Consider the following 17,841-nt stretch of genomic DNA (forward strand, 5'->3'; position numbering starts at 1 on the left):
GCAGCGAAGGTTGTGATCTTTTAAAAAGCATGATTTTCGGAGAAAGAAATTCGTGCGTTTAAAAGAGGAAAAATGAAAAAGCGATTTCCTTCACCTCTCTTTCTTTTTTATCGCCGTGTTACCATAGCTATTAGCCTTGAAGGTATTTTAGGGTGGGGGTGGTTTGGTTATCTTCTCTCCAAAGGTTTCTCATGCCTGGTGGCATGTTGGAATCGTTTTTCTTGGTCTTCTCCTTATCGTGTGCGTTCCACAGTAATTAGTGTAGGCAATATCGTTGTTGGGGGGGCAGGAAAAACTCCAACAGTATTGTGGTTGGCGGAGGCTTTGAGGACCCGGGGGTATTCTTGCGGTGTACTTTCTCGTGGCTATAAAAGTCAGTCGAGTCGGCAAAAGAAACTTACTATTGTAGACTCGAAAGTACATTCTGCGTCCTACGTAGGAGACGAACCCCTATTAATGGCAGAGAAATTACCTGAGGGATCTGTATGGGTCCATAAGGATCGAAGGGTGTCTGCAGCACGAGCTGCGGAGCAATTTGATTTTCTCCTTTTAGATGATGGTCTTCAGTACCGCAAGCTACACAAAGATATAGAAATCGCTGTAGTTAATGGTCAGGATCCTTTGGGAGGACATGCTTTCTTCCCTAAAGGTAGACTGAGGGATTTTCCTCTTCGGTTGAAGGCTGTTGATGCCATTATTGTAAACGGCGGTGCAGAAGAAGAGGCAAAGACTTTATTGAAGAGTGTTTCGGATGCTCCTCAGGTGTTTGTGAGACCTAAAATTGCCTCTGTGATTTGGACGCATAATGGGGAACATATTCCTAAAGAGGTTCTTCGAAAGTTGCGTGTAGGTGTTTTCTGTGGTTTAGGATTTCCTCAAGGGTTTTTGAATATGCTTAGGGAAGAAGGAATCCACATTTTAGGAAAGTATTTATTGCCTGATCATGCTGCAATAACAAAAAAAGAATTAACGTACTTTTGTCAGCAAATGGCAATGCGCCAAGGACAAGGGTTACTGTGTACAGAAAAAGATAGTGTCAAGCTTCCTCTCTTATCAGAAGAGCCGAGCTTGTTGCCCATAGCTAAGGTGCAAATGCGTCTTTCTTTCAATGAAGACCACGCGCTTTCTCTTTTGAACATGATTGATCAAATACATAAAAACAGGGGTAACTAATGAAATTATGGATGAAGATCTTTATTGGATTGTTTGTCGGAGTTACCTTAGGTTTAGTTTTAGAAGATAAGGCCATCTTTTTTAAACCTATAGGAGACATTTTTTTAAATCTATTGAGCATGGTAGTGTATCCGCTAGTTTTCTGCTCCATGGTTTTAGGAATCGCTTCGATTAGCGATATGAAAAAATTGGGACGAATTGGCGTTAAAAGTGTCGCCCTGTATCTAGCGACTACAGGAATCGCTATTATTATTGGCCTATGTTTTGCTTGGGTTTTCCGTCCAGGAAATGGTTGTGATCTTTCCCAGGCCTCTATGGATTCGGCAGCTACCACTGTCATTGATTCAAAAAGGACAGCAACGTATTTCCTTTCTATAGTATCTCAAGTTTTCCCATCAAATCCTGTACGCTCTTTTGCTGAGGGCAATATATTGCAGATTATTATTTTTGCGATTTTCTTGGGGATTGCCTTAAGGCTTTCTGGAGAACGTGGTCGTCCTGTTGAGCGTTTTATTGATGGTTTCTCTGAAATCATGTTGCGCATGGTGAACATGATCATGAGCTTTGCTCCCTACGGCGTGGGAGCCAGTATGGCATGGATTTCTGGAAATCACGGTTTAGGAGTGCTTTGGCAGCTAGGAAAATTTGTTATTGCTTATTATCTCGCGTGTTTGTTTCATGCGACACTTGTTTTTGGAGGACTTGTGCGTTTCGGCTGCAAGATGTCCTTTTCAAAGTTTCTCTCCGCGATGATGGATGCGATTTCTTGCGCAATATCTACAACGAGCAGCTCTGCAACCTTACCTGTAACTATGCGTTGTGTTTCTAAAAACTTGGGAGTATCCACCGAGGTTTCTGGTTTTGTTTTGCCTTTAGGAGCTACTGTCAATATGAATGGAACTGCAATTTTTCAAGGTATGGCTGCGGTTTTCATTGCTCAAGCATACAATTGTCCGTTATCCTTAAGCAGCCTGTTATTATTGGTAGTTACCGCGACATTCTCTGCAGTAGGTAGTGCTGGTATTCCTGGAGGAGGTATGATTACTCTGGGTTCTGTATTGGCATCTATAGGTTTGCCTATGGAGGGTATAGCTATACTTGCTGGGATTGATCGGTTAAGAGATATTGTAGGCACTCCCATGAATATCCTTGGGGATGCCGTAGTCGCTACTTATGTAGCTTCTCGAGAAGGAGAGCTTGCTTCTTCCGAATCCGCAAAACAGGAAAGCGTTGAAACTACATAGAAGGTGACGATATATGATATTTGAGTTCCGATTCCCTAAAATAGGAGAAACGAGTTCCGGAGGGTCTATAATCCGTTGGTTAAAAAATTTGGGTGATCATGTGGCTAGAGATGAGCCTGTGATTGAAGTATCTACGGATAAAATTGCTACGGAATTAGCTTCCCCTAAAGAAGGCCGATTAGTGCGTTTCTGCGTAAATGAGGGAGACGAGGTTGCTTCTGGGGATGTTTTGGGATTCATAGAACTTGAGGAGACTTCCGAAACTTCTGATCAGAATGTCCCATCCTCTCCAACTTCTTCTGAAATAAGATCAGAGATTTGTTCTAGAACCAGCTCTTCGGGATGGTTTTCTCCTGCAGTACTCAGTTTAGCTCAACGCGAGGGAATCGGTCTTGACAAGCTCCAACAGATCATTGGTACGGGAAAAGGGGGCAGAGTCACTCGTCAAGATTTAGAAGCTTATATTTTAGAAGTACGAGAAGTTTCTATGCCAGAAAGATTTCGAGGAGAAGAGAATCGCATTCCCATGTCTCCGTTACGCCAGGCAATCGCCTCTACTCTTTCTAAGTCTTCCGATGAGGTTCCTCATGCATCTTTGATTGTAGATGTCGATGTCACAGATCTTATGAATCTGATTTCTGGTGAACGCGAACGCTTTTTGAATACGCATGGGGTGAAGCTAACGATTACGAGTTTTATTGTACAGTGCTTAGCTCAGACCCTAAGGCAATTTCCTTTATTGAATGGTTCTTTAGATGGGACCACCATTGTTATGAAGAAATCTATAAATGTGGGCATTGCCGTTAATCTCAATAAGGAAGGGGTTGTTGTTCCCGTCATTCACAATTGTCAAGATCGCGGTTTAGTGAGTATTGCCAAGGCATTGGCCGATCTATCTTCACGGGCTCGCTCGAATAAATTAGACCCCAGTGAAGTTCAAGGGGGGAGCGTTACTGTCACTAATTTTGGAATGACAGGAGCTTTGATTGGTATGCCCATCATACGTTATCCCGAAGTTGCTATTTTAGGAATCGGCACAATACAAAAACGCGTTGTCGTCCGTGATGACGATTCTTTAGCGATTCGAAAAATGGTCTATGTTACACTTACCTTTGATCATAGAGTATTAGATGGTATTTACGGCAGTGAGTTTTTAACCTCATTGAAAAATCGTTTGGAGTCTGTTACGATGAGCTAAACTATAGCCAATGTAAAGAGAACCAGGAATGAATCCTCTGATTAATCCTTCGATGATTTCTGCTGGTGTATGCCAAAATATTCTAGGTAAGCAAAAAGAAGCCGTAGATTTTTTTTTCCAGGCCTTTCAATCGGAAGAGGCTATGCAATTAGCAGAAAAAATACTCCACCATTCTGGATGGGTATTTTTTTCTGGTGTGGGGAAAAGTGGATGTGTAGCACGGAAAGTAGTGGCTACACTTCAATCTTTAAGTGAACGAGCCTTATTCCTTTCTCCTGTAGACCTTTTGCATGGTGATCTTGGTCTTGTGAGCCCTGGAGATCTTGTATGTTTATTTTCTAAAAGTGGAGAAACTCAAGAGTTAATAGATACTGTTCCTCATCTAAAAAATCGGGGGGCTATTATTGTGACTATTACTTCAGTGCCTTATTCTAATTTAGCGGCTCTATCGGATTTGGTGATTATTTTACCCTCTGTTGCTGAGTTAGATCCTTTTAATTTAATTCCTACCAACTCGACGACATGTCAAATGATCTTCGGAGACTTTTTGGCTATGCTGCTTTTCCATAGTCGTGACATTTCTTTAGCTACCTATGGGAACAATCATCCCAGTGGGCAGATTGGGATGAAAGCTAACGGTAAGGTTAAAGATTTTATGTTCCCCAAAACAGAGGTTCCTTTCTGTAATCCTGGGGATAAGGTAGGTTTTTCCTTAGAAATCTTTTCTGCTTATGGCTGTGGTTGTGTTTGTATAGTGGATCTTCAATTCCGCCTTATAGGGATCTTTACAGACGGAGATTTGCGACGTTCTTTAGCTTGTCATGGGGGAGAAGTACTTTCTTTATCTTTGGACGAGGTTATGACTACAACTCCTCGATTTATTACCGAGGATGCTGATATTGCTATGGCTTTGCAACTTATGGAGTCTAATAGTCCTGTAGCTGTTCTTCCTGTTTTAGATAGCGAACAGAATCGACATGTCACTGGCCTATTGCATATGCATACCTTGGCTAAGGCAGGTCTACTTTAAGAGTGGGAAAAAATATCGGAAGAGAGGGTAAGCTGGATTCTGTCTATAGGATAGTTTTTTGAGAACTATCTTAAGGGCAACCATTCATCTAGGGGAGCTATTACTAGATCCCTCAAGCGATTTTGAAAAAGCCTATGGGAGCGATTCTCCTCATATTTGCAGATACAAAAAGCTTTTTTCTCTTGCTTCAGATAGGGTTTGCATGCCTATTAAGTCACCTTAACGGCTCCTACTCCTAAAGTAGGAATTTTCAGCCTGTCTATAAAACGAATTTTATAGCGGATTGTTTTCTGTTGCACTTTCCGTAGCCTTACGGCCCCTGGAATTTCTCCAGTATCTTCTCTTATGAAGTCCAGACTTTCCTCTCTTTACATTTCTTGAAAACATAAACAGCGGTTGCCTTTCTCTTCCGATTAACTTTATACAGCTGCGCGACGACGACGACGTTTTGCTGTGGAATTTTCTTGAGCATTTACCTGGGATTCTTGCCAGTAGAGAATTCGTGAGCAATGTTCACAGAAAATTAAACGGTCTTTCTTTCTTACAAGATTTTCGTGTTGGGGAGTTAAAACAATATGACAACCACTGCAAACACGATTTTCAATAGGGACAACAACCCGATCTTTTTTATTATTTAATAGACGTTCGTAGATGCTCAGTAGTTCGGGATTCGTTGCTTGCTTTAATGATGTCCGTTGTTCAAGCAGAGCTTTGCCTTCTTCATTAATTTTCTTGATACTTTCAAAAATTTCTTTTTCGATGACACTACTACTATTTTCTGTAGAAGCTAAGCTTTCTTTTAAAGAAATAATCAGGTCTTCTCCTCCAGCTTGTTTATCCATAAGATCGCTAAGCTGGTGCTCTAAAGATCGACGCTCTTTGTTTGCCGTAGTCATTTCTTGGGTAAGAGCATTAAACTCATCCATCTTTTTTACGGCGGCTTGTTGATTTTCTAATTTGTTGATTTGTTCAGAAATTTCTTGAACACGATTCTCTCCATCTCGAATTTGATTTTTCAAATTCTCCATTTCGAGTTCTTTTTCCTGAACTTTTCTACGAATATCACTCTTTAAAGATTGGACTTTAGCCAGTTCTTTTTGGTGTTCTTTCTTTACGCGCATAAGGCGAATCATTTTAATATCAAGCTCTTGGATGGCCAAAATGCTTAGAAGTACGTCATGCATGAAAATTATTCCTTACTTAAGTTTCCTAAATGAAAGCCAAAAATCACTGGAGTTTAGGAATGCGATACATGTGAAGAAAAAGCTAGTTTACCTCTTTTTAAGCAAGAAGTAAAGAACGTTTTTTTTTAAAGGAAAATTCTTATAAATTTGAGAAGGCACACAATACCACTCTCTTAGAACTAAAATCTAGTGATTCTTATAATTTTTATTCGGAAACTATTCCTGCAAAAACACCTGCAAAGCCATTTAATAGCTTTAGTTAAAAAAATAAAACTATACTTTCGGATATTGTGAAAGCTTTTAGTTAAAATTTACAAAGGATTTGTGTCGAAATTTTGTTGATTATTCCGCAGAACGATTTTGTGATTCTATAGCATTAAAAGGATCTTGAAGTAAAACAAGTAGAGATTTTTGAGGATAGCGTAGGGCCATATTTTGAACAGCATCCAATAGGGCGCGTTTGCAGAACGCATTCATTTCGTTGTCCCAACTATATAGAGTTTCTTTTTCAGGAAGAATCTCTTCTGGAGAAACTTCATATACCGAGGTAAAGAGAGGAAGGGCAACGATTGCTGCCTGATTTTCTATCGCTATTTTAAGACAGTTCTCGTACGCGAGTAGGGCTGTGCGATAGTATTCTTGCTGGTTTTCTTTATTTGGGAACTCATGAGATGTAGGACCGCGTACATGACCTAAGAAGGTAGGAAGAATATTTTTTTTCTCTTTAGTGCTTAGATTCGGATTGAAAGTTTGATCTAGGGCTCCTTCTGGAAGTGTTGTAATTCTTACCTCTGTAGGGGAGAAGGGGTCCTCTCCTTTTGTAGAATCTCCGTCTCGCTGTTTGCATTTCTCCCAAATGCTTTTATCTTTTAGAGTCGAGTAGATGATAGTAGAAAGGTTTTGGGCAGTGTTATCGATTTGAAAGGTTGCGCCTACTGGGTTAAAGATAATGCCTGTAGATAGACCTTTTCCGATCACCCTAGGCCCACAGCTAAGAAAGTTGGTTGGAATGCTTGTGCGGAATCTGTTTGAATGCCTAGCTTGAATTTAGGATTCAATCGATTGTAGTAAAATTGCATGTCTTTTGAATAACAGTCTACGGTTTTTTCTTGCCATTCTTTCCCTAGATTTTGGAAATATTGCTGCAGGGATTTGCGCCAATCTGGGGAGACTTTCGAGGTCATTTGGTGGTAGACTAAGAGGGTCACGACTGAGAAGAGAACCGTTGTAATTAGGAGAGCCAAAAATACTGGGTTCCCTAAAACTACAGTTAGAGCGATTCCAGCTACTAGGGATCCTAAAGCTAAAGAGGTTAGGAAGACAAGAGTGGAAATTTTTGCCGCAGTAAACTGTTTTTTAGGTACAATTTCTTTATCCTGAGGCACATAGGATGTTACAGAAATTTGAGGTTTCTCTGTGGGTGATGGTCCAGACATAAGATTTTTTTTTAAAAAGATTTTCTATAATTTTAACAAATTTTTTCTTTAATCGTAGGACAAATCGGGAATTAGAGAGCCAGTCTGCTGTAACATGGCGCGATCAGGGACAACGTGTAGAGCTATGAAGATATTACGTGCGTAGTGAGAGAAAATACAGTGAGATATAAAGTATAGAGGAATTGCTGCTAGCAAGATAAGGGACCCTAGAGGATGGACACATAGCCCAATAGCCACAGTTGTTCCAATCAGAGCGAGCCAACTTAGTACAATTCCGACTACGGAGAGAACTGTAAGTTTGAGATTATAGCGAGACGGGGTTCCTGGGGGAAATAAAGAGGGTGTCGTTGCACCAGGGCTATGGGTAACTGGAGTAGCCATAAACTATAAGAATTCAATCTTTTATGGAGAATGAAATAGTTTAAATAAAATCGACTTTTTTGTCACTGGGATCCCTGTATTGTCTCTAATAGAAAAGCTTTCGTCGGAGAGGCGAACTTTTGAAACTCCTGAAAAGTCACGGATCCCTGACACCAGTAGATTTTTTCAGGAAATCGTGGGAAGATTTTAGCAAAAGCTCTTACAGTTGAGGGGCTTGTAAAGATAATTTTTTTATATCGAGAGAGAAGAGCTTTTTTAAGTTTTCGAGGTTTTACTGTGTAGTGGGGGTAAGAAAAAAAAGTAAATCGATTGTAAAGAAACTCTTTGATGACTCGTCTTGCTAGGAAGGAGTGAGGATAGAGGATACGAGCAGTGGAAGGCAGTGCTTGTAGCAGCGGAAAAAGACCCTCAGCAATTTCCTGAGTAGCTACTGTATACTTAGCTTGTGGAAGGAAGGAAAGAAGTCTTTTCTTTGTAGCCTCTCCTAGACAGAGATACGTCTTTGTTTTTAAGGTGTACTTAGAAGCAAGGCGAGCCATTCTGGAAAGAAATAAACCCGTGGATGAAGGGCTAGTGAGAATCACATGGGTTGCTTCTGGAAGAAACCGAACAGCATGCTTATTTTGTGGTGTGTTTTTTGCATAAGGGAAGAGATTAAGAATAGGAAGGTGATGCGCTTGGTATTTATGAGCTGTTTTTTGATTAAATCCTAAGTAGAGAGTCATGGGTGTTTTAGGGTAAAAAGAAAGTGGTTTAAGTTTTTGTACCTTCAAAATAATATATTGAAAACGATTTTTCTTTCTTTCCTTAGTTCTTCTCTAGAATGCGTTGATTGACATTTTTCATTTTGAAAGCTAGGCTGGTTTTTTCTGGACTTAGAGGTTCTTTCTATTCAGGCTTCGTCTATAGAAGTTCTTACTAAAAATTTTTGAGAAATTTAAGAAATTCGCAATAGAAATATTTACAAAGGTGGTGGCGGTGGTTTCGTTGTTGCATAAGTTTTTAGAAAATGCTTCGGGGAAAAAAGGACAAAGTTTGGCTTCGACAGCATATTTAGCGGCTCTTGACCATCTTCTAAATGCCTTTCCTTCGGTTGGGGAGAGAATCATTGATGAGTTGAAGAGTCAGCGTTCCCATTTAAAAATGATTGCTTCCGAGAACTACTCTTCACTTTCAGTACAACTAGCTATGGGAAACTTACTCACAGATAAATATTGTGAAGGAAGCCCCTTTAAGCGTTTCTATTCCTGTTGTGAGAATGTAGATGCTATTGAGTGGGAATGCGTCGAGACCGCTAAAGAACTTTTTGCTTCAGGTTGTGCTTTTGTTCAGCCTCATTCTGGTGCTGATGCTAATTTACTTGCTGTTATGGCAATCCTAACCCACAAAGTTCAAAGCCCAGCTGTGAAGAAGTTGGGTTATAAAACTGTGAATGAGTTAACGGAAGAAGAGTACACCCTACTTAAGGCTGAAATGTCTTCTTGTGTTTGCTTAGGACCTTCATTAAATTCTGGAGGCCATTTGACTCATGGCAACGTGCGTTTAAATGTGATGTCTAAGCTAATGCGTTGCTTCCCTTATGATGTCAATCCAGATACGGAGTCTTTTGATTATGCAGAGATTTCTCGTTTAGCTAAGAAGTATATGCCTACCGTCCTGATAGCAGGATATTCTTCGTATTCTCGAAGATTAAACTTCGCAACTTTAAAACAGATTGCAGAAGATTGTGGGGCTGTGCTCTGGGTGGATATGGCGCATTTTGCAGGCCTAGTTGCTGGAGGAGTCTTTATCGATGAAGAAAATCCTATTCCTTATGCGGACATAGTAACGACGACAACGCATAAGACTTTAAGAGGACCTCGCGGGGGATTAGTTTTAGCAACTCAGGAGTATGAAAGTACCCTCAATAAGGCGTGTCCTTTGATGATGGGAGGTCCGCTGCCTCACGTAATTGCTGCTAAGACGGTCGCACTAAAGGAAGCTCTCTCTGTAGACTTCAAGAAATACGCTCATCGGGTTGTAAGTAATGCTCGTCAGTTGGCAGAGAGATTTTTAAGTCACGGACTACGTCTTTTGACAGGAGGAACAGACAATCACATGATGGTGATTGACTTAAGTTCTTTGGGCATCTCTGGAAGAATCGCTGAAGATATATTGAGTTCGGTAGGAATTGCAGTGAATCGGAACTCGTTACCCTCAGATGCTATTGGCAAGTGGGACACTTCGGGTATACGTTTAGGAACGCCTGCATTAACGACTTTGGGTATGGGTATCGATGAAATGAAAGAAGTTGCAGATATTATTGTGAAAGTATTGCGAAATATTCATTTAAGTCGCCATGTTGAAGGGAATTCTAATAAAAATAGGGGCGAACTTCCTGAAGCCATAGCACAGGAAGCTAGAGACCGTGTTCGCAACTTGTTGGTGCGTTTCCCGCTCTACCCTGAAATTGATTTGGAAGCTTTGGTTTAGTTAGGAGAGAAATTATTTTATGGCAGATGGGGAAGTTCATAAATTACGTGACATTATAGAAAAGGAGCTGTTGGAAGCGCGCAGGGTATTTTTTTCAGAGCCTGTAACAGAAAAAAGTGCTTCGGATGCAATTAAAAAGCTCTGGTATTTGGAATTAAAAGATCCTGGAAAACCCATAGTTTTTGTGATCAATAGTCCTGGCGGATCTGTGGATGCAGGTTTTGCTGTTTGGGATCAAATTAAAATGCTAACATCACCAGTCACTACCGTGGTTACGGGATTGGCAGCTTCTATGGGTTCGGTGTTGAGTTTATGTGCAGCTCCTGGACGGAGGTTTGCAACTCCTCATTCTAGGATTATGATTCACCAACCTTCAATAGGCGGGCCGATTACAGGACAGGCAACAGATCTGGATATCCATGCCAGAGAAATTTTAAAAACAAAAGCTCGCATTATAGATGTCTATGTAGAGGCTACCAATCAATCTCGAGATATCATAGAAAAGGCTATCGATAGAGATATGTGGATGACAGCCAACGAAGCTAAGGATTTTGGTTTATTAGATGGCATTCTATTCTCCTTTAACGATCTCTAACTATTTTATATATTCTGGAGCAGGAAATCGTTTCCTTCTTGGTGAAACACTTCCTGAAGTTGAAGAGGTCTGTTTGCTTTGCAAAGAGGCGCAGGTTGATGGTTTTTTATGTTTAAAGCCCTCTTCTTATGCTGACGCTCAACTCATTATTTTTAATTCCGACGGATCGCGTCCTATGATGTGCGGAAATGGCTTGCGTTGTGTTATTGCCCACTTAGCTAATCAGATGGGAAAATCAGACATATCCGTATCTACGGATAGTGGCATATATTCAGGACGTTTCTATTCTTGGGATCGTGTGCTTGTGGATATGACTATGCCAGATTGGCAGTTCTCTGTTCATCCATTAGAATCGCGTCCTGATCCTCTTCCTGAGAAGGTATTTTTTATCCATACTGGAGTCCCTCATGCAGTTGTATTTCTTCCCGAACTTTCTACTTTAGATCTTTCTATCCTGGGTCCTTTCCTTCGCAATCATGAGGTATTTGCTCCTGCAGGAGCAAATGTAGACTTTGTTCAGTTGCTGGGAGACTGCCAGTTGCGTGTGCGTACTTATGAACGTGGAGTAGAGGGGGAAACTGCCGCTTGTGGAACAGGGGTTGTAGCTTCTGCTCTTGTTGCTTGGAACTATTATGGTTGGACGGAGTCTATCCGAATTAACACTTGGGGTGGAGAGCCTATGACTGTTAGTGCAAATGGAGGACGCATCTATCTTGAAGGCCCTGTAACTAGAGATTTACAGCTAGATTAGATTTTTGATTTTATCACGCAAAGCTTTTAAAATCCTGTTTAGGGATAGATCTTGCCCTCTAACTAGGATTTTTCTATAATTGTAGTTTATGATGACGTATCCTGTACCACAAAATCCTCTTCTTCTAAGAATCCTTCGTCTTATGGATGCATTTTCTAAGTCTGACGATGAGAGAGACTTTTATTTAGATCGTGTTGAAGGTTTTATTCTCTATATAGATTTAGATAAAGACCAAGAGGATCTAAATAAAATTTACGAAGAATTGGAAGAAAATGCTGAGCGATATTGTTTGATCCCAAAGTTAACGTTCTATGAAGTAAAAAAGATCATGGAAACGTTTATCAATGAAAAGATTTATGATATCGATACAAAAGAGAAATTTCTTGAAATTTTGCAATCTAAGAATGCCCGCGAGCAGTTTTTAGAGTTTATCTATGATCACGAGGCAGAACTAGAGAAGTGGCAACAATTTTATGTGGAGCGTTCTCGAATTCGAATTATAGAATGGCTTCGCAATAATAAGTTCCATTTTGTTTTTGAGGAAGATCTGGATTTCACGAAGAATGTTTTAGAACATTTGAAAATACATTTGTTTGATGCAAAGGTGGGGAAAGAAATTGCACAGGCCCGCCAGTTGTTATCGAACAAAGCTAAAATTTACTATTCTAATGAAGCATTAAATCCTCGTCCAAAACGCGGCCGTCCTCCGAAACAATCTGCTAAAGTAGAAACAGAAACAACAATTTCGAGTGATATCTATACAAAAGTTCCTCAGGTCGCTCGTCGTTTTCTTTTTTTACCTGAAATTACCTCTCCTTCTTCGATTACCTTTTCAGAAAAGTTTGATACCGAAGAAGAATTTCTTGCTAATTTGCGTGGTTCAACGCGTGTTGAGGACCAACTAAATCTTACGAATCTTTCTGAAAGGTTTGCTTCTCTTAAAGAGCTTTCAGCTAAGCTTGGTTACGATTCTCTCTCTACTGGAGATTTTTTTGGTGAAGATGAAGAGGATGAAGTGGTCACTAAGACAAAGGGTAATAAGCGGGGACGCAAAAAAACGTCATGACACTTTCTACTTTCGTTAGGACTTTATTTTTAGAAGAATGCGCGTATTGTTTCTCTACGCAATCTTATTATAATTAACTTATTTCCTTAATTACTGCCTTATTGTCTTGGTAAGATATTAATAATTGTTTCTGATTATTAATCATTTTCATTTAACTAAAACAAAGACATATCTCTTGCTGAGACAGGTGAAAATAGGGGATACAACGTGTTTGTTATTGTTTTTCTAACAACCAGATAGTAGCTGCTCCTAAGAATAGTTTTTTCTTTTTCCCGATATAAAATCCTGATTTAAAAAATAGGTTTTCGAGATCCTGATCTTGAGGAAGCTGCTGTATGCTTTTGCTGAGGTATGTATAGGCGTGGGGATCTTTAGAAAAAGATTTCCCAATCCAGGGAACCATAGCACGCAAATAGAGCTTATGGGCAATATAGGCTGGGTGTGTTTTTGTGGGAAGGGTGAGTTCTAGAATACCCAGCCTTCCAGAAGGCATGAGGACCCGGGAGATTTCTTTTAGGGCTTTATGCGGATCAGAGAGGTTTCTGAGACCATAGGCCATCGCGGCTAGGGGGTACGAATTATTTTCCAAAGGTAGTTCGGCAATATCGCCATGAATAAAAGAGCAGGAGCATTTCGGGAGGTATTTTTTGGCAATATGGAGCATTGCTAAGGAAAAGTCTATGAGTGTTACCGATGCTTTAGGGTGGGTGGCAATATAGTGCTTAGCGACTTTTCCTGTTCCTGCGCAGAGGTCTAGAAGGGAGTGTTCCGATCCCAGAATCCGAATCAAAGAGCGATTCCACAAATGGTGCATTCCTAAAGAAAGTATTGTATTGATGAGATCATATTTACCAGCTATGGAATCAAAGATTTTTCTACAGTCAGACTTGTTGGTAAAGCGTTCCATAATATTCTCGGAATTGTTCTAGGCTTTCATAGTGTTCTTCTCCTAGACGGTAATGACAGAGGGTGTAGTATTCTTCAAGAAGAGACGGGTTAAGGCCTGTATGTTTATGCGCTTTTTGGAGGACATTTTCGGGTGAGGATTCGAAGTGCTCGAGAGCTTCTTCTAGGGCAAGGTTAGGTAGGGGATTTTCTTCCCAAGAAGTTCTGTGAAGGAGAAGAGCAAATACAAAAGGTAGTTTTGTAAGATCGTACCATCCTGAGGCAAGATCATGAGTTGTAAATCCAGGAATTTCGGGATGTTTTAGAGCTGCATCTCCAATGAGGAGAAGACCGTCGTAATTTGCAGGAGTTTGCGTGAGAACTTCTGTAGTTGTAAATCTTAGAATATGAGGAGTTGGAACGTGCCAGAGATGTCGACAGAGAATTTTAAAGAGTCCTATAGAAGAGCGACTTTCTAAAGTTGCAGCAATTCGAGGTTGCGGTGAGGTAAAGAAGGTGGGAGCTGCGTAGAGGTTTACACTGAGGATACGTTGGTGTGCCGCAATTCCAAACCCTCGAATATAACTTAACTTATGAGAGATTGTTCCTAGTGATGAAGTCAAAGCAACATCGAGTTTCCCTTCGATTAGAAAGTTAAGAAGGTCTGCAGGAGGTGCAAGGAAACAGTCAAGATCGTCTCTTTTTATAAGTTCAAGAGAAAATGGAAAAGAATTGATATAATTTACGCAGCCTAAGCTTATACGTGGCTCGAGTTGGTCAGGCATGGCGTTTTCCCTTGTTGCTTGATGAGAGCAGCCATTCCTTCGATGTCCATTTTTACAGGTTCTTTAGACGAGGCTATCTGAAAGACTTTTTCTCCTAAATGTGTTGAAGAAAGGTCATTCGCACCGCAGGAAAGGAGGTCGAGAGCTGCATCTACACCTAAGTAATTCCACAAGGCTTTCATATTAGCGAAATTGTCTAAGAATAATCGAGCTACTGCCATTAAAGATTTTAAAGGAATCGCATGACGACATCCCAATTTTTTTAATCTTTTTCCCAAGACATTATTTTCTTGGGCAAATTTTAGGATTACGAAGTTTTTAAAACTTTGAGTTTCGTCTTGTAAGTCACGCACTTTTATCATGTGGGTAACCAGGTCTTCTGGGGCTTCTCTGTGGTAGCAGAGCATAGTGATGTTGCTATGGATTCCCAGTTGATGAGCGGTCTTATGGATCTTCAGAAAGCTCGAGGAAGAGAGTCGTTTGGGAGCTAAGAAATCACGTATTTTGTCGACGAGGATTTCGGCTCCTCCTCCAGGTATCGAATCAAGACCAGCAGTTTTTAATGTTGCAAGAACATCCTTAACAGAGATGTTATGAAGATCGGAGAGGTAGGCATACTCAATTGCAGTGAGAGCTTTGATATGGATCCGAGGGTCCTGCTCCTTAATTTTAGTAAATAGCTCAACATAGTATTGAAGATTGCAGGAGGGATAACATCCTCCAACGATGTGTACTTCTGTAATGGGAGTTTTTGTATTTTGGATTTGCTTTAGAAGATCATCTGGAGAATGGAACCATCCCTTAGGGTCTCCAGGTTTTGCATAGAAGGAACAAAATTTGCAGCTGAAGTCACAGAAATTGGTAGGATAGAGATATAAGGTTGAAGAGTAATATACAGTAGTACCCACCCGTTGTTTACAAACGTGGTGTGCAAAATCCCAAAGTGCTTGCTGATCTTCTTTGTTATCGAGGAGCAAGAGTTGTAGGGCCTCTTCGCCATTTAAGCGCTCTTGACAAGCCAGCTTCTCCATTATAGGGTATACGGGAGAAGTTTTAGGGCATTGTGGGAGGTACATCGTCATGTGATGAATCCTCGGGTGTACTATTTTCTCTAGACTTTGTACCACAATGTTCTGTTTTGTCGCATGCTTTTTTTTGGCAACAGTCTGGCTTCTGGCATCCTTTAGATAGAGGTCTGCCAAGCAAATGTGAGCCTAAAAATAGAATCCCCATACCGACTCCCAGCAATACTGTTGCACAGCAGACAATAAGAAAGAGGGTCATCATAAGAAATCCTTGCTAGGACGCGTTCTTAATTTAAATCTACCCAGATTGGGGAACTCCAAGCCATAGCGTTGTTTACCTGAGTAACTCTGAGATAATAGAATACAAAGGGTGCTTTGCCGTTAGGATCCTTGAGGGTTACTGAATCTAGCGGTACCATATCATCGTATTCATAATCAAGGTTATTACTATCGGGAAAAAAGGTATGGAGAACTTCGCCGTTACGGATGATTTCGACAGTCTTGAGTAGGGCTGTGCCTGCTACATGGCCAGAGATATGACGATTGACATTGAGTCCAGGTTTAGAGCCTGTGGAGAGTTCGGAGCCCATAGGAGCTGAGGTGATGTTAAAGCTCAAGATTATCCTTGGTCCTGTTGTGGCATAGCAGTGACGTGCGAATAAAGCTTCGACAAGAGACTCTCGATTATATTTATTGCAAATGATTGCAGTCAACCCTGGTGGATATTGTACTTGTGGTGAATCAAAGTAGTCTTTATAAGTTCCTCGATCATCGAGACCTCCAGCAACAAAGCCAAAGCGGAGGTTCTTCTTTAATCCTTCGATTACCGTGCCTCGAGGATCTTCAGTATCTTTACCTTGGATCGGGAAAGGATTGTTTAAGGCTGCTGTGGTTTCTGAAGATCCCCAGGCATTATAAATCTCTACGACTCTTTCAAATTCGGGGTAGAAATTCTCAAAATCAAAACCATGTTCTTTAGAAGCTGTGAACATAGGGACAGAAATTATATCGTGGTTGACAGTGCTTTTATAGAGCTTGGCTAAGGGAATGTGTTTGTATTCTTTGTGTTTAGAGTGGGACTTTGTTTCCTTTGTATGAAGGATTTGACGCTCTCCCTCAACATGAGGTTCTCCGCTATATTGGAATCCAGATAGGGTAATGAAGCGATCTTCTTCATTAAAGTCAGAGACAGTTTGATTGATAAGTTTCCAAATATCTGGAGTTAGATTTTCTTGATTTTCGAATGATGAAGAAGCGTAAAAATTTAGAGCGCGATCATCACGGAAATAACGCATACATGTTTCAATATTTTCTTCCGAGTCTACGCGTTCGGATTCTCCATGAAGGAGTCCCCACATAAGATTAGGAGCAGAGTCTGCGAAACATTTGATGGGTGCAGAGACGAAGATTTCTTGGGTAGAGAGATTTTTCAGTTGTATACGGTAAATCCCAGGTTCATTGAAGTAAAGATTAGGAAGAATAACAAATCCTGTTTCTGGAATGAAGAGTTGCCAATTTAAATTTTCCCTAAGGTGTTCATAGGAAAGTTCGATTCGGGTCTCTTCAGGAGAAAAGTTTGTTAGGTTACCAAATTCGTCTTCGAATCTTACTGTGATGTCAAAGCGTTTATTTTTAACGACATAGGAAGAGGTAAAGATCTCTATTTTTTTCAACACGTTTCCCCTGATATCCATAGAGAAGACATCGGGTTCATCATAGTTTCCTTGGCCTGTAGGATCAACGTAAAGGTAAAATGGTTTGCGACGTTGTGCGAAAAGCTGGGCTCCGTTCCCAGCATCATCGACTTGAGAATTGTTCGGAGAAGCTCCCAGAACAATAGTAAGGGTTTCTCCTACTTGAAGTTCATAGGGGAGGGTAAACTCGAACTGTGGAACGGGGTTATATTTTACAGGAATGGCAGTTGCTTCGATAATTTCGCCTTCGGGCATTTCTGCATAGATTACATTTCTAGTTTGAGAGAGATCCGTAGATGGGGCTTCCCAATCTGTCGGCTTTCCACTTCCTGCTAAGTCAAATTTGCATTTGGTTCCAGCTGGTAATGGTGTAGCGAGAGAGTAAAGAAATTTCCAGGTAGAAATTTGCCCTGCTCGAGCTATGGAAGGAGTAACGTAACAAACAGATCGTCGCATAGTAAGAGGGGGACTTTATGACGTAAAAGCCTCATCATATACTAATAGTGAGGTTTTTCTCAATCCCCGTCTTTGTTTAGTGTTTGTATAGCCTCATCCACGGTATTGAATATTTTAAAGTAAGAAAGAAATCCCGTGACATAGAGGATTTGTTCTATGGTTTTTGGAACCTTAGTTAAGACAATTTTTCCAGAGTGTTGTCCTACTTGATGGTAGCTTTGCAGTAAGACTCGGATACCTGCACTGGACATATAGTCTAGATGAGCGCAGTCTAGAATGATATTTTTGGATCCTGCTGCTAGAGATTGGGAAATATTTTCCTGTACTTTTGGAGAGGAAATTCCATCAAGTTTTCCTTGGAGATGAAAGACTGTTGTCGAGCCATGTTCTTCTTTTTGGATATCACTCATCTAGATAGTTCTCCTCTAACTCTACGGGGGGCTTAAGTCCTCACTCTGATAAATCT

The 17,841-nt window shown here is 40.6% G+C and carries 19 protein-coding genes and 1 other RNA gene; 8 read left to right on the top strand and 12 right to left on the bottom strand.

Going from position 1 to position 17,841, the window contains the following annotated elements; translation table 11 throughout:
- Nucleotides 1-72: 72 nt before the first annotated feature.
- Genes lpxK through CMV32_RS03865 form a run of 4 tightly spaced genes read left to right on the top strand, consistent with a single transcriptional unit; the run spans nucleotide 73 to nucleotide 4,645 of the window.
- Nucleotides 73-1,173, top strand: coding sequence for a tetraacyldisaccharide 4'-kinase (lpxK, locus tag CMV32_RS03850; RefSeq protein WP_100934599.1), 1,101 nt, complete (start codon nucleotides 73-75; stop codon nucleotides 1,171-1,173).
- Entirely contained in the window at nucleotides 1,173-2,417 is a 1,245-nt protein-coding gene (locus CMV32_RS03855; RefSeq protein ID WP_100934600.1) for a dicarboxylate/amino acid:cation symporter, read from the top strand. Before lpxK ends, CMV32_RS03855 begins: the two co-directional genes overlap by 1 nt.
- A 16-nt stretch (nucleotides 2,418-2,433) precedes the next feature.
- Nucleotides 2,434-3,615, top strand: coding sequence for a dihydrolipoamide acetyltransferase family protein (locus tag CMV32_RS03860; protein ID WP_192940648.1), 1,182 nt, complete (start codon nucleotides 2,434-2,436; stop codon nucleotides 3,613-3,615).
- Nucleotides 3,616-3,643: 28 nt separating this feature from the next.
- Nucleotides 3,644-4,645: a KpsF/GutQ family sugar-phosphate isomerase gene (locus CMV32_RS03865; RefSeq protein WP_100934602.1), complete on the top strand. Its 1,002-nt coding sequence runs from the start codon at nucleotides 3,644-3,646 to the stop codon at nucleotides 4,643-4,645.
- A 12-nt stretch (nucleotides 4,646-4,657) separates the two neighbouring features.
- Here CMV32_RS03865 and rnpB read toward each other — a convergent pair.
- The 6 genes from rnpB to CMV32_RS03890 form a co-directional block, all read right to left on the bottom strand.
- Nucleotides 4,658-5,057, bottom strand: an RNA gene (rnpB, locus tag CMV32_RS03870) — RNase P RNA component class A.
- Nucleotides 5,058-5,064: 7 nt separating this feature from the next.
- The gene (cdsZ, locus tag CMV32_RS03875; protein ID WP_100934603.1) at nucleotides 5,065-5,829 is read right to left on the bottom strand and encodes a zinc ribbon domain regulatory protein CdsZ; all 765 of its coding nucleotides are present in this window, start codon (nucleotides 5,827-5,829) and stop codon (nucleotides 5,065-5,067) included.
- 342 nt (nucleotides 5,830-6,171) lie between these two features.
- Nucleotides 6,172-6,807 (bottom strand): macro domain-containing protein, encoded by a 636-nt coding sequence (locus tag CMV32_RS05605; RefSeq protein WP_239923147.1) that lies wholly within the window; start codon nucleotides 6,805-6,807, stop codon nucleotides 6,172-6,174.
- Nucleotides 6,804-7,265 carry a hypothetical protein gene (locus CMV32_RS05610; RefSeq protein WP_239923148.1) on the bottom strand — a complete coding sequence of 154 codons (462 nt, stop codon included), beginning with the start codon at nucleotides 7,263-7,265 and terminating at the stop codon, nucleotides 6,804-6,806. The genes CMV32_RS05605 and CMV32_RS05610 overlap by 4 nt, the downstream gene beginning before the upstream one ends.
- Before the next feature lie 48 nt (nucleotides 7,266-7,313).
- A complete protein-coding gene (locus CMV32_RS03885; protein WP_100934604.1) occupies nucleotides 7,314-7,646 on the bottom strand; it encodes a hypothetical protein in 333 nt (110 codons plus the stop codon).
- A gap of 62 nt (nucleotides 7,647-7,708) precedes the next feature.
- Nucleotides 7,709-8,371: a uroporphyrinogen-III synthase gene (locus tag CMV32_RS03890; RefSeq protein ID WP_100934673.1), complete on the bottom strand. Its 663-nt coding sequence runs from the start codon at nucleotides 8,369-8,371 to the stop codon at nucleotides 7,709-7,711.
- A 253-nt stretch (nucleotides 8,372-8,624) separates the two neighbouring features.
- On the opposite strand from CMV32_RS03890, the gene CMV32_RS03895 reads away from it, so the two are divergent.
- The 4 genes from CMV32_RS03895 to CMV32_RS03910 all read left to right on the top strand — a co-directional run bounded on the left by CMV32_RS03895 (nucleotide 8,625) and on the right by CMV32_RS03910 (nucleotide 12,530).
- Nucleotides 8,625-10,118 (top strand): glycine hydroxymethyltransferase, encoded by a 1,494-nt coding sequence (locus tag CMV32_RS03895; RefSeq protein ID WP_100934605.1) that lies wholly within the window; start codon nucleotides 8,625-8,627, stop codon nucleotides 10,116-10,118.
- A 19-nt stretch (nucleotides 10,119-10,137) separates the two neighbouring features.
- Nucleotides 10,138-10,713 carry an ATP-dependent Clp protease proteolytic subunit gene (locus CMV32_RS03900; RefSeq protein WP_100934606.1) on the top strand — a complete coding sequence of 192 codons (576 nt, stop codon included), beginning with the start codon at nucleotides 10,138-10,140 and terminating at the stop codon, nucleotides 10,711-10,713.
- Nucleotides 10,682-11,464: a bifunctional diaminopimelate epimerase/glutamate racemase gene (gene dapF, locus CMV32_RS03905; RefSeq protein ID WP_100934607.1), complete on the top strand. Its 783-nt coding sequence runs from the start codon at nucleotides 10,682-10,684 to the stop codon at nucleotides 11,462-11,464. Before CMV32_RS03900 ends, dapF begins: the two co-directional genes overlap by 32 nt.
- A gap of 88 nt (nucleotides 11,465-11,552) precedes the next feature.
- On the top strand, nucleotides 11,553-12,530 hold the full coding sequence (locus CMV32_RS03910; RefSeq protein ID WP_100934608.1) for a UPF0158 family protein: 978 nt from the start codon (nucleotides 11,553-11,555) through the stop codon (nucleotides 12,528-12,530).
- Between the two features lie 214 nt (nucleotides 12,531-12,744).
- On the opposite strand, the gene ubiE is transcribed toward CMV32_RS03910, so the two are convergent.
- The 6 genes from ubiE to CMV32_RS03940 are packed head-to-tail and all read right to left on the bottom strand — an operon-like array spanning nucleotide 12,745 to nucleotide 17,785.
- Nucleotides 12,745-13,437 carry a bifunctional demethylmenaquinone methyltransferase/2-methoxy-6-polyprenyl-1,4-benzoquinol methylase UbiE gene (gene ubiE, locus CMV32_RS03915; RefSeq protein WP_100934609.1) on the bottom strand — a complete coding sequence of 231 codons (693 nt, stop codon included), beginning with the start codon at nucleotides 13,435-13,437 and terminating at the stop codon, nucleotides 12,745-12,747.
- Nucleotides 13,412-14,200 carry a menaquinone biosynthesis protein gene (locus CMV32_RS03920; RefSeq protein ID WP_100934610.1) on the bottom strand — a complete coding sequence of 263 codons (789 nt, stop codon included), beginning with the start codon at nucleotides 14,198-14,200 and terminating at the stop codon, nucleotides 13,412-13,414. The genes ubiE and CMV32_RS03920 overlap by 26 nt, the downstream gene beginning before the upstream one ends.
- A complete protein-coding gene (locus CMV32_RS03925; protein WP_100934611.1) occupies nucleotides 14,173-15,282 on the bottom strand; it encodes a CofH family radical SAM protein in 1,110 nt (369 codons plus the stop codon). The genes CMV32_RS03920 and CMV32_RS03925 overlap by 28 nt, the downstream gene beginning before the upstream one ends.
- Nucleotides 15,254-15,487 carry a hypothetical protein gene (locus CMV32_RS03930; RefSeq protein ID WP_100934612.1) on the bottom strand — a complete coding sequence of 78 codons (234 nt, stop codon included), beginning with the start codon at nucleotides 15,485-15,487 and terminating at the stop codon, nucleotides 15,254-15,256. Before CMV32_RS03930 ends, CMV32_RS03925 begins: the two co-directional genes overlap by 29 nt.
- A gap of 25 nt (nucleotides 15,488-15,512) precedes the next feature.
- Nucleotides 15,513-17,375, bottom strand: a complete 1,863-nt coding sequence (locus CMV32_RS03935; protein ID WP_100934613.1) for a DUF3604 domain-containing protein — start codon at nucleotides 17,373-17,375, stop codon at nucleotides 15,513-15,515.
- 59 nt (nucleotides 17,376-17,434) lie between these two features.
- Nucleotides 17,435-17,785 (bottom strand): anti-sigma factor antagonist, encoded by a 351-nt coding sequence (locus tag CMV32_RS03940; protein WP_100934614.1) that lies wholly within the window; start codon nucleotides 17,783-17,785, stop codon nucleotides 17,435-17,437.
- Nucleotides 17,786-17,841: the final 56 nt, after the last annotated feature.

Origin of the sequence: Candidatus Chlamydia corallus, from assembly GCF_002817655.1 — a bacterium.
Lineage (GTDB): Bacteria > Chlamydiota > Chlamydiia > Chlamydiales > Chlamydiaceae > Chlamydia > Chlamydia corallus.

Bases quoted from the DNA above. Each gene is read 5' to 3' on its own strand.
- CMV32_RS03925 (WP_100934611.1), bottom strand. From the start codon at position 15,282: ATGACGATGTACCTCCCACAATGCCCTAAAACTTCTCCCGTATACCCT.
- CMV32_RS03930 (WP_100934612.1), bottom strand. From the start codon at position 15,487: ATGATGACCCTCTTTCTTATTGTCTGCTGTGCAACAGTATTGCTGGGA.
- CMV32_RS05610 (WP_239923148.1), bottom strand. From the start codon at position 7,265: ATGTCTGGACCATCACCCACAGAGAAACCTCAAATTTCTGTAACATCC.
- CMV32_RS03935 (WP_100934613.1), bottom strand. From the start codon at position 17,375: ATGCGACGATCTGTTTGTTACGTTACTCCTTCCATAGCTCGAGCAGGG.
- ubiE (WP_100934609.1), bottom strand. From the start codon at position 13,437: ATGGAACGCTTTACCAACAAGTCTGACTGTAGAAAAATCTTTGATTCC.
- dapF (WP_100934607.1), top strand. From the start codon at position 10,682: ATGGCATTCTATTCTCCTTTAACGATCTCTAACTATTTTATATATTCT.
- CMV32_RS03885 (WP_100934604.1), bottom strand. From the start codon at position 7,646: ATGGCTACTCCAGTTACCCATAGCCCTGGTGCAACGACACCCTCTTTA.
- cdsZ (WP_100934603.1), bottom strand. From the start codon at position 5,829: ATGCATGACGTACTTCTAAGCATTTTGGCCATCCAAGAGCTTGATATT.
- CMV32_RS03865 (WP_100934602.1), top strand. From the start codon at position 3,644: ATGAATCCTCTGATTAATCCTTCGATGATTTCTGCTGGTGTATGCCAA.
- CMV32_RS03920 (WP_100934610.1), bottom strand. From the start codon at position 14,200: ATGCCTGACCAACTCGAGCCACGTATAAGCTTAGGCTGCGTAAATTAT.
- lpxK (WP_100934599.1), top strand. From the start codon at position 73: ATGAAAAAGCGATTTCCTTCACCTCTCTTTCTTTTTTATCGCCGTGTT.
- CMV32_RS03940 (WP_100934614.1), bottom strand. From the start codon at position 17,785: ATGAGTGATATCCAAAAAGAAGAACATGGCTCGACAACAGTCTTTCAT.
- CMV32_RS03900 (WP_100934606.1), top strand. From the start codon at position 10,138: ATGGCAGATGGGGAAGTTCATAAATTACGTGACATTATAGAAAAGGAG.
- CMV32_RS03855 (WP_100934600.1), top strand. From the start codon at position 1,173: ATGAAATTATGGATGAAGATCTTTATTGGATTGTTTGTCGGAGTTACC.
- CMV32_RS03890 (WP_100934673.1), bottom strand. From the start codon at position 8,371: ATGACTCTCTACTTAGGATTTAATCAAAAAACAGCTCATAAATACCAA.
- CMV32_RS03910 (WP_100934608.1), top strand. From the start codon at position 11,553: ATGATGACGTATCCTGTACCACAAAATCCTCTTCTTCTAAGAATCCTT.